General features: G+C 56.8%; 13 protein-coding genes and 1 tRNA gene. 4 read left to right on the top strand and 10 right to left on the bottom strand.

Translation table 11 applies throughout. The features are described from left to right. Positions 1-258: 258 nt before the first annotated feature. From L991_RS15920 to L991_RS15940, 5 genes are all read right to left on the bottom strand, one after another. Positions 259-1,803 carry a hypothetical protein gene (locus L991_RS15920; RefSeq protein WP_156129112.1) on the bottom strand — a complete coding sequence of 515 codons (1,545 nt, stop codon included), beginning with the start codon at positions 1,801-1,803 and terminating at the stop codon, positions 259-261. A 173-nt stretch (positions 1,804-1,976) separates the two neighbouring features. After that, on the bottom strand, positions 1,977-2,942 hold the full coding sequence (lipA, locus tag L991_RS15925) for a lipoyl synthase (protein ID WP_028449635.1): 966 nt from the start codon (positions 2,940-2,942) through the stop codon (positions 1,977-1,979). Between the two features lie 44 nt (positions 2,943-2,986). Further along, complete coding sequence (gene lipB, locus L991_RS15930; protein WP_052191022.1) at positions 2,987-3,625, bottom strand: lipoyl(octanoyl) transferase LipB; 639 nt, start codon at positions 3,623-3,625, stop codon at positions 2,987-2,989. A gap of 95 nt (positions 3,626-3,720) precedes the next feature. Next, a complete protein-coding gene (locus tag L991_RS15935) occupies positions 3,721-4,017 on the bottom strand; it encodes a YbeD family protein (RefSeq protein ID WP_034619277.1) in 297 nt (98 codons plus the stop codon). Between the two features lie 10 nt (positions 4,018-4,027). Continuing rightward, entirely contained in the window at positions 4,028-4,918 is an 891-nt protein-coding gene (locus L991_RS15940) for a D-amino acid aminotransferase (RefSeq protein WP_047397003.1), read from the bottom strand. A 169-nt stretch (positions 4,919-5,087) separates the two neighbouring features. On the opposite strand from L991_RS15940, the gene L991_RS15945 reads away from it, so the two are divergent. Then, positions 5,088-5,354 (top strand): acyl-CoA-binding protein, encoded by a 267-nt coding sequence (locus L991_RS15945; protein ID WP_047397004.1) that lies wholly within the window; start codon positions 5,088-5,090, stop codon positions 5,352-5,354. A 64-nt stretch (positions 5,355-5,418) separates the two neighbouring features. On the opposite strand, the gene L991_RS16755 is transcribed toward L991_RS15945, so the two are convergent. After that, positions 5,419-8,505, bottom strand: a complete 3,087-nt coding sequence (locus L991_RS16755; RefSeq protein WP_051258843.1) for an EAL domain-containing protein — start codon at positions 8,503-8,505, stop codon at positions 5,419-5,421. Between the two features lie 195 nt (positions 8,506-8,700). Between L991_RS16755 and L991_RS15955 the strand changes: the two genes are divergently transcribed. After that, positions 8,701-9,315 (top strand): LysE family translocator, encoded by a 615-nt coding sequence (locus L991_RS15955; RefSeq protein WP_047397005.1) that lies wholly within the window; start codon positions 8,701-8,703, stop codon positions 9,313-9,315. Between the two features lie 66 nt (positions 9,316-9,381). Here L991_RS15955 and L991_RS15960 read toward each other — a convergent pair whose 3' ends face one another. From L991_RS15960 to L991_RS15970, 3 genes are all read right to left on the bottom strand, one after another. Next, the gene (locus L991_RS15960; protein WP_047397006.1) at positions 9,382-12,441 is read right to left on the bottom strand and encodes an efflux RND transporter permease subunit; all 3,060 of its coding nucleotides are present in this window, start codon (positions 12,439-12,441) and stop codon (positions 9,382-9,384) included. Positions 12,442-12,516: 75 nt separating this feature from the next. After that, a complete protein-coding gene (locus L991_RS15965; RefSeq protein ID WP_081986734.1) occupies positions 12,517-13,656 on the bottom strand; it encodes an efflux RND transporter periplasmic adaptor subunit in 1,140 nt (379 codons plus the stop codon). 61 nt (positions 13,657-13,717) lie between these two features. Beyond that, positions 13,718-15,133, bottom strand: a complete 1,416-nt coding sequence (locus L991_RS15970; RefSeq protein WP_052191012.1) for an efflux transporter outer membrane subunit — start codon at positions 15,131-15,133, stop codon at positions 13,718-13,720. Between the two features lie 157 nt (positions 15,134-15,290). Between L991_RS15970 and L991_RS15975 the strand changes: the two genes are divergently transcribed. Next, positions 15,291-15,911: a TetR/AcrR family transcriptional regulator gene (locus L991_RS15975; RefSeq protein WP_047397007.1), complete on the top strand. Its 621-nt coding sequence runs from the start codon at positions 15,291-15,293 to the stop codon at positions 15,909-15,911. Positions 15,912-15,979: 68 nt separating this feature from the next. On the opposite strand, the gene L991_RS15980 is transcribed toward L991_RS15975, so the two are convergent. Then, a complete protein-coding gene (locus tag L991_RS15980) occupies positions 15,980-16,195 on the bottom strand; it encodes a hypothetical protein (protein ID WP_156129113.1) in 216 nt (71 codons plus the stop codon). A gap of 281 nt (positions 16,196-16,476) precedes the next feature. Between L991_RS15980 and L991_RS15985 the strand changes: the two genes are divergently transcribed. Continuing rightward, positions 16,477-16,550 (top strand) — tRNA-Pro (locus L991_RS15985).

A 16,550-nucleotide genomic window follows, 5' to 3' on the forward strand; every position in this document is an offset into this window, starting at 1 on the left:
CACTAGCAACTGCTGAAGCTCAAGCACCGGAAGAGGTCATTATTGCAGCAGCACAACCTGGCTCAAGCGGCTGATCTTTCGGATGGGCCTCACAACCGAAAACCCGGCAGTATAGAATAGATAAACGAATACCCTCCGAAGAGAAAAATTCCTGCGGCAGCCCCTTTCAAACACGATGAATCACAACACCCAATTAATCACATGTAAGTTGAGCGTGTTGATTGGGATATATTTAAAATCTGTCGAACTATTACATTGTCATTTAGGTGTGTAAACAGTTAAAAGAGTGCCTACAAGCCCCATCAGCGTTGTTTGTTCGAAATTGACAACCTCAATCAAATTTGGAGCTGCATAGTATCCGGCACTCTCAACTACTAAAAAAACAGCTTCATTTTTGTCGTCTACCATCACTATTGCAAAGCAGGCCTGTTTCTGGCGCAGTCGCCCATTGGGCATGACGATTTGAGTGATGTCATCAATAACGCCATCGTCATCAATGACCTTGGGTAAGGCAAACACCTTTTTACCGATCGCAGGATGTATGATCAAGTCGACCGTAGCAGATTCGTTACGGGCTAGGCTTTGCTTCAGAAGCTCAGTCAGGCCGCGCTCCACAAAACGTGGCAGCTCTTGTTCAGATGTTTGGCCTAGTACGCCATCAGCTAAAGAAATTAGGTCGATGGCTCGTCCACCATGACCAACCGCATCACCACTGGCAACCTGTTCAAACTTGCCATCTTCATGATGAAGATACACATCTGGACTATCTGAATATTGCTCCTTATCCAGCCAGACAGGCTTTTTCTTTAAATCAGGGAATTTCGCTTTGTCTTTCATCCAGCGAGCCTGGATATTCTTGTTTTTATCTGGATCACCATCAACCAGTCTGGCCTGTTCTTTGGTATCTCGATTGATCTTCGCGGGTTGGTTCTTTTTGTTGTCACCGCTCGGTACTCGCCCATGAGTATGCGCAGCAGACAGCTCCAGCTCATAAGACAACGAACGAAATGGGAATGGATAAGAACAAGACTGAAGAGAAAATACGACAAAGGTCGACTTCTCGACACCTTTGAACGATATCCATGCACCATTGGCTTGCAACGTCGTTTTGCCGACAAATGGAAAAGTTGTAAACGGATTGGCTTCGCGATGTTCAATGACACTTTGCGCACACGACTGGTAAACATAAGCGGCGGCGCGCCAAGCTGGCTGACTCAATGCGATACGGCCAATGTCGGCGGCAGCTGGTCCCGGTAACTTGCTCGCCAGCTTCAGGTGCAGGTGGCGCGTCTGATCATTGAATTTTAGCTCCTGCCAAAGACTTTCTTTCTTCAATGCTCCTGAAAAAAGACGACTGATTAACGACCCGCTAGAGCCAAAATAAAAACGTATGAGTTCCAAGCACGGGACAAATATCTGCCTGCCATCAGGCAAAGCAATGCATATACCATTTGAGTGAGTGTGCTGTTGATGTCCACGATGTTCTCCCCAAGGGAGCAAATAATCCCCATCAACAGAAGCCCCGGACTTCACATATGTAGTGGTCTCCGGACTAATCGCAATGTTTTGAAAAACTTCGAGGTCATAGTCAGGATCATGGATACACATCCCATTCTGCCAGACCGTTCCAACTTTGAGTGCCCGTAAAACGCCAACCGGCAACCACACTTTTCTTTGAAGCTTGTAATTGCCATAGGGCTTTTCGCCAGCTTTGGCGAGCTCTTCATAGGGATGATTTAGGGGAGAAATCGCGACTTGGACGCTTGATTGCGACCATCTGGAAGATGTTTTGGTGTATGACACCTCCCCGAGCCAATCCAGCCGCCAGGCGTCTTTAGATGGAGTGAGATCGGGGAGGCTAAAGTCTAACAATGACGTGGCCTGCAGAGGTATTTGAGGGGTGATTTTCGCACTTTCAACTTGTGCAAAATCTCATTTACTTCGCGATAGTCTCATTTACTTAGCTATGGTCACATTTACAAACCGGCGTTATGCGCCTGTTGATCCGCGTGGTAAGAACTGCGAACCATCGCGCCCACCGCCGCATGTTTAAAGCCTAGCTCGTAAGCGCGGGTTTCAAAGGCTTTGAATTGGTCTGGGTGCACATAGCGCAACACCGGCAAGTGGCCGTTGGATGGCTGCAGATACTGGCCGATGGTGATCATGTCGATATTGTGCGCGCGCATGTCTTCCATCACTTGGTAGACTTCTTCATCCGTCTCGCCCAAGCCCACCATAATGCCGGATTTGGTGTTGATGTGCGGATACAGACGCTTGAACTCTTTCAGCAAATCCAGCGAATGCTGGTAATCCGAGCCCGGGCGTGCTTGTTTATACAGGCGCGGGGCGGTTTCCAGATTGTGGTTCATCACGTCGGGTAGCGCCTGCTGGAAGATATCCAGCGCGATGTCCATCCGGCCGCGGAAATCCGGTACCAGCACTTCGATTTGCGTCTCGGGGCTCAGCTCGCGGGTTTTCTGGATGCATTCCACAAAATGCGCCGCACCGCCGTCGCGCAGATCATCCCGATCCACCGAGGTAATCACCACGTATTTCAGCTTCAGAGCAGCAATGGTTTCGGCCAGATGCTGCGGCTCGTTCACATCCAGCGGATTGGGGCGACCATGGCCCACATCACAGAATGGACAACGCCGCGTACAGATGTCGCCCATGATCATGAAGGTGGCAGTGCCCTTACCGAAACATTCGCCGATATTCGGGCATGAGGCTTCTTCACACACCGTGTGCAGCTTTTGGCTACGCAAAATGTCTTTAATTTCATAGAAGCGGCTATTGTGGCTGGCCGCTTGTACCCGAATCCATTCCGGCTTTTTCAGTTTGGTTTCCGGCTGGATCACCTTGATCGGAATGCGGGCCGTTTTGGCTTCGCCCTTGAGCTTGACGCCGACTTCTTTGCTCGGCGCTTTGGTGGTGTCTGTCATGGTGTTCCCGATAACCGCACAAACTGTACGGTTAAAGCATTGATTTAACTGGCAACTTTCAACTGCTGCGCGATCTGGTTCGCCATTTTAACGGCTAAAGTCGCGGGTGTCTCGTCTATCCCGTAATCGGCCATGCGCGTAACCTGCAAGCCTTGATAGCCACAAGGGTTAATCAGACCAAACGGCGCCAGATCCAGACTCACATTCAGGGCCAGACCGTGATAGCACGCGCCATTGCGAATGCGTAGCCCTAGGCTCGCGATTTTAGCCTCATGCGCGGCCTGCAAGGCGCTGGCCGGGCGCTCAACATACACGCCGGGCGCATCGACCTTGCCATAAGCCTGAATGCCATATTCGGCCAATACGCCAATCACGCTGTTTTCCAGCTTGCGCACCAGCTCGCGCACACCCAGCTTGTAGCGGCGCAAATCCAGCAGCAAATACGCCACCAATTGCCCCGGGCCGTGGTAAGTCACTTGCCCGCCGCGATCAATCTGCACGACCGGTATCTCGCTACTGGCAAGAATATGCTCGGCCTTGCCCGCTTGGCCCTGTGTGAACACAGGCGGGTGTTCCAGTAGCCATAATTCATCCAGCGTATCGGCATTGCGCTGCGCGGTAAATTGCTGCATGGCCTGCCAGGTCGGCGCGTAATCCACCAGCCCAAGGCTGCGCACCCGCAGCACATGCGGGAATGGCTCAAGGGGTATATCGACGTAGCCATCAACAATACTGGCCGGCAGCGCCATACCCTGCAGGAGTGTTTCAGCCAGCTGCATTACAAAACCCGCAATACCAGCGGGTGAGCGCGCAAGGCGCTATCCAGCGCATACACTTGCTCAACGCTGTCAAAGGTCACCATCAGTGTGGCCGAAAAATAGCTGCCAGCGCTGGAGGCACGCATACTGATGTGCTCATCCTGAAAGGCCGGTACATGGGTTTGCGTTACCAGCAAGACTGCCGCACGAAAATCGGCCTCAGCCAGGTTTTTCTGGCTGACCGCTTTCACCGGAATCAGCGCCGGAAAGGTCACCAGGTCTTCCAGCTTCTGGCTGGGAATATCGATCAATGCCATTCAATTACTCTCACACTTGCTCGCCACGGCGCATCACCGTGGCTTTATACGATTGGTAAACAGACAACATGGTCTGATAAATGGGGCCGGGTCGGCCATTTCCTACTGGCTGATCATCAATTTTGACGATCGGCAGAATCTCTTTCGATGACGAAGTCAGCCAGACCTCGTCTGCCTCGCGTAGCTCGGCTTCACTCAAAGGCCGTACCGCGAGCGGCAGGCCATACTGCTGCGCCAGCTCCAGCACCAGCTCATAGGTAATGCCGGCCAGCATCAATTCGCCCGTCGGCGGCGCCAGCAGCACCCCATCTTTCACCAGAAAAATATTGCTGGCCGCACCTTCAATCAGCCAGCCATCGCGCAGCATAATCGCCTCCGCGCAGCGGGCATCCACCGCCTGCTGCTTGGCCAAAACATTGGCCAACAGCGACAAGGCTTTGATATCGCAGCGCAACCAGCGAATATCGCGCACCGTCAGCGCATGCACACCTTGCTGATACTGGCTAGCGGGCGGTAATTCCAGCGGATCACTAAAGGCAAACACCGTTGGCGCCACTGCGGGCTGCGGAAAAGCATGGTTGCGCGGATACGCAACGCCCCGAGTGACCTGCACATACAGGCTCTGGTCGGCAAAATCTTGCTGGGCCATCAGCTGAGTGAGTAGCTGCTGCCACTCAGCTTCGCTATGCGGGTTGCTAATCCCCACCGCCGCCAGGCTACGCCCAAGGCGCCGGATATGCTCGGCCAAGCGGAAAATGCAGCGCGAGTAGACCGGAATCATCTCGTACACGCCATCGCCAAATAAAAACCCTCGGTCCAGCACCGAAACCTGCAGCTCATTCAATGGCGCAAAGCGGCCATTCAGATACGCCAGCTGCGCTGGCAATGTCGCCACCGTCATCGCTTGCCTCTTCCGCCCTTAGCTTGGATGGCCTTGATTTTACCGCGTTTACCTGCGGCTGTCCGGCCAAGCTTCCAGCCGGAGTGCGGCCAAGGCTTGGCAAGCGTAGGCAATCCTGCCTATACTACAAAGCAGTTTTTAAACGATCGTTTTAATACGGAGCTCAAGCATGTCCGATCTCGCCCAGCGCTTTGCCGTGGCCCAGAAAGAAGTGGTGGAACTCAACGAAGCCCCCGATGTGCAAACCAAACTCAAGCTGTACGCGCTGTACAAGCAAGCCACCGAAGGCGATGTCAGCGGTGATCGCCCGTCCGCGATCCAGTTTGTAGCCCAAGCCAAATACGATGCCTGGAGCAAACTGGCCGGCACCAGCAGCGACACCGCCATGCAAGACTATGTGGCGCTGGTCGAAGAGCTCAAAGCCAACGACGAATAAGCAAGGCAGTAAAAGCAAAGCCCCGCAGTGCGGGGCTTTTTTATGGGCGCGGCAATGAGTCGTCTCAACGTTGCATGTCGATCGCCTGCAGCACCGGCAGCGGCAGTTCTTTTTGCGCCGCAATCAAATTGCGAAACTCACCGGCCGCCAGTGGCCGGCTAAACAGATAACCCTGAATCGAATCAGTCTGCGCCCGGCGCAGGAATTCCAGCTGCGCCTCGGTTTCCACCCCTTCAGCCAGCACCGACATACCCAGCGTTTTGCCCAAGCCGATGATCGCCAGCACAATCGCCGCATCATTCGGGTCGCTCGTGATATCACGCACAAAACTCTGATCAACCTTCAGCTTATTGAAGGCAAAGCGCTTGAGATAAGACAGGCTGGAATACCCCGTACCGAAATCATCCAGCGATAATTTCACGCCCAAGCGCTTAATGCCATGCAGCATGGCCATCACATGCTCGACTTCCTGCATCACCACCGACTCGGTCACTTCCAGCTCGAGGTATTTCGGGTCCAGCCCCGCCGAATCCAGCGCATCTTGAATCAGCTCAAGTAAATTGGCCTGATGCAATTGCAGAGGCGATAGATTCACTGCGACGGTAAACGGCGGCAGCCCTTCGCGCTGCCACTGCGCGGCGAGCTCACACGAGCGGCGCAAAATCCAGTTGCCCAGCGGCACAATCATGCGCGACTCTTCGGCAATCGGGATAAATTTGGCTGGCGAAATCAGGCCCTGCGTGGGGTGATTCCAGCGAATCAGCGCCTCGGCACCAATCACCCGCCCCGAATCCAGGCCCACTTGCGGCTGGAAAAACACCTCGAACTCACCACGGCTGAGCGCATCGCGCATACTGGTTTCGAGGCTGAGGCGCTCGGAAGCCCGTGCATTCATATCCGCGGTGAAAAACTGATAATTATTGCGGCCATTGCTCTTGGCTTGATACATCGCCACGTCGGCGTTTTTAATCAGCTCATCTGCATCCTGCCCGTCGTCCGGATACACACTAATCCCGATCGAGGTGGAGGTCGCAAAATTACCGGCTTCCAATACAAATGGCTCACTAAAACAGCCCAAAATCCGCTCGGCGATATCCCCTGCCACCAAGGCATTGGGCAGATCTGCCAGCACAATGACGAATTCATCCCCACCTAGCCGCGAGAGGATATCTTGCTTGCCTACCACACTGCGTAGGCGCGAAGCCACCTGCGCCAGCACCATATCGCCCGCAGCATGGCCCAAGGAATCGTTGATGGTTTTAAAGCGATCCAGATCCAGAAAGAGGAGCGCCAGCTTGCGCTTATAGCGCTCGGCCGAGGCCAGCGCGAGGCGTAACTCATCGCGCAACAGATTGCGGTTAGCCAGCCCCGTCACCGTATCGAAATTAGCCAGCTCGGTAATTCGATCTTGCGCCTCTTTCCGCTCGGTAATGTCGGTCATGGTGCCGATCAGCCGGCTGGGTTTACCCCGTGAATCAAAATCCACAAAGCGCCCGCGAGTCTGATACCAGCGATAGTCGCCGGTTTTACTGCGCCGGCGAAATTCAACCGCAAACTGCGCCGAATTGCCCACGTAGTAATCTCGATAAGCCGATACCGCTTGCTCACGATCAGTGGGGTGCAGCTGCTCTTTCCATTTTTCAAACGTCTCGATCAACTCGCCCGGCTGATAGCCGAGCAGGCGATCGTATTCCGGGCTGGTGACCGCGGTACGGCGGCCATCCAGCGGCATATCAAATAGGCCCGTACTAGAGGCTTCCAAAGCCAGGCGTAGTTGCTGCTCGGATTTACCGATCGCCTCTTCGGCCATCCGGCGCTCGGAAATATCCCGCACCACCGCACAGTTGTATTCCTGCCCCTGAAATAGGATGTAGTTCGAGTGCATTTCACTCGGAAACTCTTCGCCCGTGCGGGTGCGCAGTGTGATTTCATCAAACAAATGCCGGTGATGGCGCAGTTTTTGCCAGAATTTTGGCCACGTATCGGCTTTAAAATCCGGGTGCAGATCGCGAAAGCGCATCGACATCAGATCGGCTTCGCTATAACCCAGTCGTTTGCAACTGGTGGCATTCACATAACGCACATGCCCTTGCGGATCGAGCCAGATGGCCATATCCGCGCCATTCTCTACCGCTACTTTGGTTAGGAACAGCGTATCTTCGGTGCGCTCCAGCCGGCGTAATTGCTGCAATACATACAAGAGCAAACCGCCCCCGGAGAGCAGCAAGAGCAAGGCAATCGCTACATTCACCAGCGTTTCCTGCCGCCACTGCGCCAGTACCAGCTCACGATCAATCCCGACCGACACCCCAAGTGGCCATCCCTGCACGCGCCGCCAGCCATAAACACGGGTTAGATTGTCGCTTTTGCTGGTTTCCTGAAATACCCCACTGGGTGCTTCGCGAAATACTTTGTCAAAAAAGCCAAACTGCGAAATATCTCGCCCGACTTCCTGCACCGCCTGCGGAAAACGCAGCAAAGAAATCCCGTCTTCGCGGAATACCCGAATCACCAACTCGCGATTCAGATTGATGCTGTCGTAAAACTGCTGGTAATAATCGGGGTTCAAACCGGCGATCAGCAATGCCATGGTGGGCATGTCTTTATTCTGCACTGGCGTGACAAAGGGCAGAGTTTCCTGCTTGCCGGTGGGGTCTAATTGCTGCTCGCCAATAAAATACGGCAGTTGCGGCCGGCTACGCAGTACCCGCACATAACTCACGGTCGAGAGATTACGCGGGCTTAGCGGATATTGCAGATTGCTGGCAGCCAAATCGCCATTCGGATACGCTACGGCAATGGTATTGAGCTGCGGGTAGCGCTCAACGGTGCGCTGCATATAGGCATGCAAACAGGCATCATCATGCGCACTCAGGCAGCTGCGAAACACATCATCGTGCCCGATGGCGTTCAGCGCAAACAAGGTGCCTTCCATCGTGCGGCCCACATGCTCTTCCAGTGCCCGCGCCAGCAGCAACATTTCCTGCTCGGCTTTAGCCAGCGTTTCCTGCCGGCTGCGCCAGATCGAATGGCTAAGAATCGCCAAGGCGATCAGACAGACGCAGAGCGATAGCACCACCAGCACTTTGCGGATACGGGCAAAAGAGGAGCCGGAATCTTCGGCTTGCTGATGAAGGCGTTGTTGTGACACTTATTCTTCTCTGGAAACGGTACGCTGGCTAGCCGCTTGAATATTCAATATTTTTATGACAATGCGCCCCGATTGCAAGCATTGCCACACCGGCGTGGCAAATCGCCTGCGCTTCAGCGCCCGCATTGCCTAACTTTTCAGCAGCGCGTAGATGGTGTACAAAGGTAGGCCGACTTCTTCGCGACGGCAATTCCCATGAATTTCAATCTCTGGCTCGCCTTTCTCGCCACCACCCTGTTTATCTCTGCCACGCCGGGCCCGAATATGCTGCTGATGCTTAGCCACGGCGTGCGTTATGGGTGGCAAGCCACCTTAGCCACCATGGCCGGCGCCATTACGGGGCTGAGTATTCTGATCGGGCTCTCGGCCGTTGGGGTGGGAGCGATTTTAGCCGCTTCGGTCACCCTCTTCACCGTATTAAAAGTGGTTGGCGCTTTATATCTGGTTTATCTGGGTATTCAATGCTGGCAAGCAGGCGACACCCTACGCCTTCCGGATGCGAACGCCAATAGTACCAAAGCGCGATTTCAGACTGGCCTCGCGGTGGCGCTCTCCAACCCCAAGGCCATTTTGTTTGCCGGCGCATTCTTGCCGCAGTTTATTGATCTGAAACTCCCCCAAGGACCGCAATGGGCCATTTTGCTGGCTTCGTTTTTTGTGATCGAAATCAGCTGGCAAATTGCCTATGCCTGGGGTGGCAACCGCATGGCAAGCTGGCTGCAAGGGGTGGGCCGCATTCGCGCCTTTAACCGCGGCTGTGGCGCGGCCTTTTTTGCGGTGGGTGGCATGCTGGCATTGGCGCGCAAATAAAGCCCCCCGCCGAAGCAAAAAGGCCATGCAATGCATGGCCTTTTCATTGAACTACTGGCTTAATACTTATACCACCGCAGGTTTACCGCGCTTTTTGGCTACCCACTGCACCAAGTCATCCACAAAGGTAAACACCACCGGGATCACCAGCAAGGACAGGAAAGTCGAAGTAATCAGCCCCCCAATTACCGCAATCGCCATCGGCGCGCGGAAACTTGGGTCTACCCCCCAACCAATCGCAATCGGCAACATCCCGGCGCCCATGGCGATGGTGGTCATCACAATCGGGCGGGCCCGTTTGTGGCAGGCATCCATCAGCGCCTCAAAGCGGGTCATGCCTTGGCGCCGCGCCACAATCGCATATTCCACCAGCAAGATCGAGTTCTTGGTTGCAATCCCCATCAGCATGATCAGGCCAATCAACGATGGCATGGCAAACGCACTATTGGCCACCAGCAACGCCACAAAGGCGCCACCGATCGACAAAGGCAAAGCCGCCAAAATCGTGACCGGCTGCATAAAGTCACGGAACAGCAGCACCAGCACCATATAAATACACAGCACACCGGTCAGCATGGCCAAGCCGAAGCTCGCAAACAGCTTGCCCATTTCCTCGGCATCGCCAAAGGCCTGGCGTGATACCCCTGCCGGCAGATTTTTAAAGGCCGGCAACTGATCGGCCTCGGCGCTCACTTCACCCAGCGGACGGCCATTCAGTTCCACATCAAACTGCACATTGCGGCCGCGATCAAAGCGGGTGATCACGCTCGGCCCGCTGGTGATCTCAACGCTCGCCACCTGCCCCAGCATCACCTCGCCACCATTGCTTGAAGGCACACGCAAGCGCTTGATGGCTTCCAGATCGGTGCGGAAGGCATCCGGCAAGCGCACTACCACCGGAATCTGCCGCTCCGGCAGATTAAGCTTCGGCAAGGCATTGTCAAAATCGCCCACCGTTGCCACCCGCACCGTGTCGGCAATCGCCAGCCCGGTTACGCCCATCTCGGCCGCTTTGGCCATATCGGGCCGGATAATCAGCTCTGGCCGCACCAGGCTCGCACTGGAAATCACCGCGCCAATGCCCGGCAAGGTGCGCAGGTCTTTTTCCACATTGGCCGTGGCTTGCGCAAGGGCTTCCGGATCATCCGATTTGATGATCATCTGCAGTTTTTCGCCGTTTTGCCCCAAGCCCACCGTTACCCGCGCGCCAGGAATGACCTGCAGCGCGACCCGCAAGTCTTTTTCCAGCTCGGTTTTGGTCCGGCTGCGCTCAGTGCGCGGCTTCAGTGTCAGAGTCAGGTTGGCTTTAGTCACGCTCGATTGACCGGCCGCAAACGGGTCGCCCCCGGCTTTACCGCCGCCCACGGCGGTATAGACCTGCGTGACTTCCGGCATTTTGCCCACAATCGCGCGCGCCTGTTCGGCCAGCGCAAAGGTTTCCTGCAGCGTAGCGCCGGGCGGTAGCTCGATTTTCACCAGCGTTTGCGAGCGATCATCGGCTGGCACAAAGCCTTTGGGCAACAGCGGCACCAAGGCCAGCGAGCCCACGAAAAACAGTACCGAAAACAGCGCTGTGAGCTTGCGATGGCGCAAACACCAATCGGCCCAGCGCAGATACATCTGCATCAGCCGGCCTTCTTTTTCCTCCCCCACCAGCGGCTTGAGGATATAGGCCGCCATCATCGGCGTAAGCAAACGCGCTACCACCAGCGAGGCAAATACCGCCAGCGCGGCAGTCCAGCCAAAAGAGACGAAGAATTTACCGGGAATCCCGCTCATAAACGCCGTGGGCAGGAACACTGCAATCAGGGCAAAGGTAGTGGCAATCACCGCCAGCCCGATCTCGTCGGCCGCTTCCATTGCTGCCTGATACGGCGATTTCCCCATACGCAGGTGGCGTACGATGTTTTCGATTTCCACAATCGCATCGTCGACCAAAATCCCGACCACCAGCGCCAGCGACAGCAGCGTCACCACATTGAGGGTGAAACCCATCAAATACATGCCAATGAAAGTCGGCAGCACCGACAGCGGCAAAGCCGCCGCCGAGACCAAGGTGGCGCGCCAATCGCGCAAGAAGAACCACACCACCACCACCGCCAGCAGCGCGCCTTCATACAAGAGATGCATCGAGCCATCAAAGCCTTCCTGCACCGGCTCGGCCATATCATAGGCATTGGTAATGGTCAGGCTCGGATGCTCGGCCTGCAGTTTATTCAGCGCTTTCAGTACCGCCGCTTTGACTTCGGTTTCACTGGCGCCACGCGCGCGGGTGATCTCAAAGCCAACCACGGGCTTGCCATCGAGCTGGGCAATCGTGCGGCGCTCGGCGATGGTATCGGTCACCGTCGCCACTTGCTCCAGCCGCACGCGGCGTCCATCGGCCAGCGGCAACTCTAGCTGCGCGAGCTCGGCCGCCGTTTGCACGGTGGCAATGGTGCGCAAGGCTTGCTCACTGCCGCCCAGATCTACCCGGCCACCCGAAGCATCTTTTTGCGTGCGTGCCAGTTGCCGGGAAATATCGCTGCTGCTCACACCCAGCGCGGCCATCCGCTCGGGATCGAGCTCTACCCGCACCTCGCGGTTAACCCCACCCACACGCTCCACACTGCCCACGCCCGGCACCGAGCGCACCGCGCGAGAAATCTGGTTATCAACAAACCATGACAGCTGCTCTTCATCCAGCTTGGGGTCGGCAATGGTGTACACCAGGAATGGCACCCCGGAAAACTCCACTTTGCCAATCACCGGGTCTTTCACGTCGGCCGGCAAATCGCCGCGCACATTCGAGACCGCATCGCGCACATCATCGACGGCATCGCCGATTTTCTTTTCCAGCACAAATTCCACAGTGACCGTCACCACCGAATCGGTAATGCTGGTGTACACGTGCTTCACGCCCTGCAGCGCCGAGACCGAGTTTTCGATCTTGCGCGCGACTTCGGTTTCCAGCTGGGCCGGCGCGGCCCCATCCAGCACCGCCGTCACCGTCACCATCGGCAACTCGATGTCCGGAAAATCCTGCACCTTCATTTGCTTGAAGGAATACAAGCCAGCCAGCGAGAGCAGGACAAACAGCATAATGGCCGGAATCGGATTCTTAATCGACCAGGCAGAAAAATTCATTGTCTTTCCTAGATAGGGTATATCGTCACAAGCAGCGGCCAACAAGGCCTGCAGCCCTATACATCAAGAACAACCTTATTTAGCAATACGCACCGTATCGCCATCGGCCAAAAAGCCCGCGCCGCTAGCCACCACGCGTGCATCCGCTGGCAGGCCGATGACCTCCATCAGGCCTTGCGCCTGGCGGCCGATTTTCACCCGCAGCTGTTTGACTTTCTGATTGGCATCCACGGTGAAGACCTGCGCAAATCCATCGCGCAGCAAGACCGCACTGCCCGGCAAGGCCAGCGCCTGGCCGCTGCCGACTTCGATCTGCCCTTTGGCAAACATCCCCGGCTTGGCTTCATTCAGGCGGCCATTGCTAGCCAGATCAACATACACCAGCACATTGCGCGATTTCAGATCGGCAGTGGGCGCTACTTGGCGCACTTTGCCTTTCAGCGTTTGGCCATTGGCCAGCACCACGCTGGCCACTTGCCCGGCGGCCACGCGGCCACTTTCGGCGGCGGTGACTTCGGCCTGCCATTCCAGGCGGCCTTGCCGCACAAGGCGGAAGAGCTCTTGGCCCGGCTGGCCCACGGCGCCCAGCGTGGCACTACGGGCGGAAATCACGCCATCATCCGGTGCCAGTACGCGGGTTTGATTTAGCCGCACTTGGGCGGTGGTGAGCTGCGCTTTGGCCGCCTGCACCCGCGCCTGCGCGGTGCGCTCTTGCGTCAAGGCCTGGGTAATTTGTTGCGCGCTGAGCGAGCCGGTATTGCCCAGCTGGCGCACGCGATTGGCGTTTTCTTGAGCTTCTTGCTGCGCCGCTTCGGCCTCGGCCACGGCGGCCTTGGCTTGGGCGACTTCCGCCTGAATGGTTTCATCATTAAAGCGCGCCAAGAGCTGGCCTTTCTTCACCACGTCGCCCACCTGGGCATTGACTTCGATCAGGCGCAAACCGCCGCTTTCGCTGCCGATTTGCGATTCTTGCCAGGCCAGCACATTGCCGTTGGCGCTGATCGCTTGTGGCCAGTTCACGACTTTGGGCTGAATCAGTTTCACCGTCAGCACCGCATTAGCCGGCGCAGACGCCGCGGCATTCGCCCCCTCTTTACCGCTGGCGGCCACCACCACACCTCCGGCGCCCAGCACCGTCAGCGCCGCGAGGACACTAAGCCAGACTTTGCGCTGGCGCAGGCCAGGATGGTTCAGGCTTTGCAGAATCTTGTTCATTACCCTACTCCAGTATCAATGTGTATACTTTATTCATTAAGGCTTAGCTGCACATACCCCATTAGGGCGGCGCTTCACCGGCGGCCAGCGGCCATTCGCCGCCCACGGCTTTATACAAGGCGACCCACTGTGCTAATTGTTCGCGCTGCAGGCTGATCAGGCGGGTTTGCGTGCCCAGCAGCAGCCGGCGCGAAACTTCCAGATCCAACAAGCTTGCCGCCCCGGCCTTCCACATGGCCTCGCCCGAATCGAGCTGGCGCTGATAGCCCGCCACCGCGCGCTGGGTCGCGCTGACGCGTTTGGCCGCGCCATCAAGGCGCACCATGTTTTCTTCCACTTCGCGCACGGCCTGACGCACCAGCTGTTGATAATTGGCCAGCGCTTGGTCGTAACGCGCTTCGGCGGCATCTTGGTCAGATTTCAAGCGGCCCGCATTAAAGATTGGCAATTTCAACGTCGGACCAAACGACCAGCTGGTGCCCGAAACCGTAGTGCTGCCGCCGCTGCGCACTTCGCCCACGCTAATCGCGCCAAACAGGCTTAGCGACGGCAAACGAGCCACTTTGGCCACGCCCACGTCAGCGGCCGCACCTTTGACTTGCTCGGCAGCGATGCGAATATCCGGCCGCTGGCTAATCACTTCGGCGGGCAGGCTGGCGACCTGAAAACCGGTCGGCGCCGGCAGGGCCGCTTCGCCTTGGGCGAGTAACACCCGCACTTCGCTTTCTTCTAGCCCGGTGAGCGCCACCAGGGCTTTGATCGCGACCGCTTCGCCGTCTTGCATTTCAAACAGCTGCGCCTGCCCTTCGGCCACACTGGCATCGAGCAAGGCAACATCCACCGGGCTACTCAGCCCGACGCGGGCTTTATCTTGGGTGAGCTGCCAGCTGCGCTCACGCGATTGCAAATCTTGCTGCACGATTTGGCGCATCACCTGATAGGCGCGATAGGTAACATAGGCATTGGCCACCTCAGCCGCCATGCTGGCGCGGGCGTCATGCCATTCGGTAGTGCGGGCCGCCAGATTGGCCAACAGCCCCTGCTCGGCGGCGCGCACGCCGCCCCACAAATCGATTTCCCAGCTGGCATCCAGCCCCACACTGCCGCTGTTATTCACGCTGGCGGGCGACATCAGCTCGTTTTTCGCCCGGGTGCCGCTGGCCGAACCGCTCAGCGTCGGCCAAAGGTAGGCCTTGGCCGAATAGGCTTTAGCGCGCGCTTCACGAATCCGCGCGGCGGCGAGCTGCAAAGTGGGGTTATCTTGCTGGGCGGCGGTTTGCAGCTGCAACAGCACTGGGTCTTGCCAGGCCTGCCACCATTGCGCTTGCTCGGCGAGCTTGGCCGCTACGGGCGGGCTGGCTTGCCATTCATTGGCATTCGGATCGAGCTGCGCCGCTGTCGGCGCGGGCAAATTGACGGAGCAGGCCGACAACATGCCGGCGGCCAACAGCGGAATCAGGGAATGACGGAGTCGCATCGGGCTGCGTTCCTATGGGAAAATCGGTGGTTTTGCGCCTTTGGTCAGCTTGCAACACTGCGCTAGCACGACCATTTGGGTGCATTGGTGAACCATGCTATATTGACTGAACGGTTCGGTCAATATGCAAACAGAATCAAATTTTGGAACCTTGGTAATGAATACCCCAGCCATCAGTAAATCGAGTGAAAACAAACGTCAGCAGATCATGGCCGGCGCACGCGAGGTGTTCATGGACAGCGGCTACGCCGCCGCCAGCATGGAGCGCATCGCCAAAACGGCCGGCGTTTCCAAAGGCACGCTGTACAACTATTTCGACAGCAAGGAAACGCTATTTGTCGCCCTGATTCAAAGCGAATGCTGTAAAGAGGGCACGCCACCACCGCCGGCCGAATTCAGCACTGCGCCGCCCGCGCCGATCCTCACCCTGATCGGCCAGCAATGGTTGCAAGGGCTCATCGAAATGAAGCAGCGCACGTTTTTTCGGATTGTGCTGGCCGAAGTGATGCAGTTTCCCGAGCTGGGGCAGGCGCTGGAGGCCTCAGGCCCGGCGGTGGCGATGAGCAATCTCTCACGCTATTTGGCGCATCTGGATCAAACCGGCGTATTGCGCATCCCCGATCCACTGCTGGCGGCCGAGCAGTTTTTTGCCCTTTGCGATGCCGGCATCGTGCGCCAGATGCAGCTCTCGGTGGCCGAGCCGACGCTGGAAAAAATCAACTACCGGGTTGAGCACGCCGTGCGGGTTTTTCTGGCGGGATACACCCCCCAGGTATAACCCGAAACCACTCAAAAACAAAAGCCCGAGGCAAAATACCTCGGACTTTTTCTTGGAATGCGCTCACGTTATTCGCGGCTGGCCAGTTCGGGCCGTTCCAAGCTGTGCATGGCCAGCTTTTGATTCACGAAAGTGGCGTTGATGCGCAATTTGCCTTCTTCCCATTTGGCCACCTCCCCCTCCAGCCCGAGCAAACTGCCGGCCGAGCTCTCGGTGGGCTCGCCCAGAATCGCCACCACCTCGCTGCGCGTCATGCCCGAGCTTAGTTTGTGGTAATTGGCCATGGTGATTTTGCTGCAGGCACCTAACAGTATGACAAGCAGTGCCGCCCCGAGCATTCGCCATCCCCGCATCATCTTCCCCTTACCCGCGCATTCAAGAATACGCCGATTGTAGGCGTTTACCCTGATGCCGCCTGTAAAGCAGATCGCACTCACTGGCCGCCGCCAAGTGAATGCTGACACATTGTGCTTACAACTCAGCGATTTAGCTAATTCACCCCATTTTAACCCCGCCAAAGGCTTGACCGAGCGGCAACGCATCGGTAATATTCGGGCTCTGTCGTCGGGGCGTAGCGCAGTCTGGTAGCGCACCTGGTTTGGGACCAGGTGGTCGTGAGTTCGAATCCCACCGCCCCGA

The sequence above is a fragment of the Chitinibacter sp. ZOR0017 genome (assembly GCF_000799095.1).
GTDB classification, from domain to species: domain Bacteria; phylum Pseudomonadota; class Gammaproteobacteria; order Burkholderiales; family Chitinibacteraceae; genus Chitinibacter; species Chitinibacter tainanensis.

Excerpts from the sequence above, each read along its gene's own strand:
- L991_RS15965 (WP_081986734.1), bottom strand. The coding sequence starts at position 13,656 with ATGAACAAGATTCTGCAAAGCCTGAACCATCCTGGCCTGCGCCAGCGC.
- L991_RS15975 (WP_047397007.1), top strand. The coding sequence starts at position 15,291 with ATGAATACCCCAGCCATCAGTAAATCGAGTGAAAACAAACGTCAGCAG.
- L991_RS15970 (WP_052191012.1), bottom strand. The coding sequence starts at position 15,133 with ATGCGACTCCGTCATTCCCTGATTCCGCTGTTGGCCGCCGGCATGTTG.
- L991_RS15960 (WP_047397006.1), bottom strand. The coding sequence starts at position 12,441 with ATGAATTTTTCTGCCTGGTCGATTAAGAATCCGATTCCGGCCATTATG.
- L991_RS15945 (WP_047397004.1), top strand. The coding sequence starts at position 5,088 with ATGTCCGATCTCGCCCAGCGCTTTGCCGTGGCCCAGAAAGAAGTGGTG.
- L991_RS15980 (WP_156129113.1), bottom strand. The coding sequence starts at position 16,195 with ATGGCCAATTACCACAAACTAAGCTCGGGCATGACGCGCAGCGAGGTG.
- lipA (WP_028449635.1), bottom strand. The coding sequence starts at position 2,942 with ATGACAGACACCACCAAAGCGCCGAGCAAAGAAGTCGGCGTCAAGCTC.
- L991_RS15955 (WP_047397005.1), top strand. The coding sequence starts at position 8,701 with ATGAATTTCAATCTCTGGCTCGCCTTTCTCGCCACCACCCTGTTTATC.
- L991_RS15935 (WP_034619277.1), bottom strand. The coding sequence starts at position 4,017 with ATGGCATTGATCGATATTCCCAGCCAGAAGCTGGAAGACCTGGTGACC.
- L991_RS15940 (WP_047397003.1), bottom strand. The coding sequence starts at position 4,918 with ATGACGGTGGCGACATTGCCAGCGCAGCTGGCGTATCTGAATGGCCGC.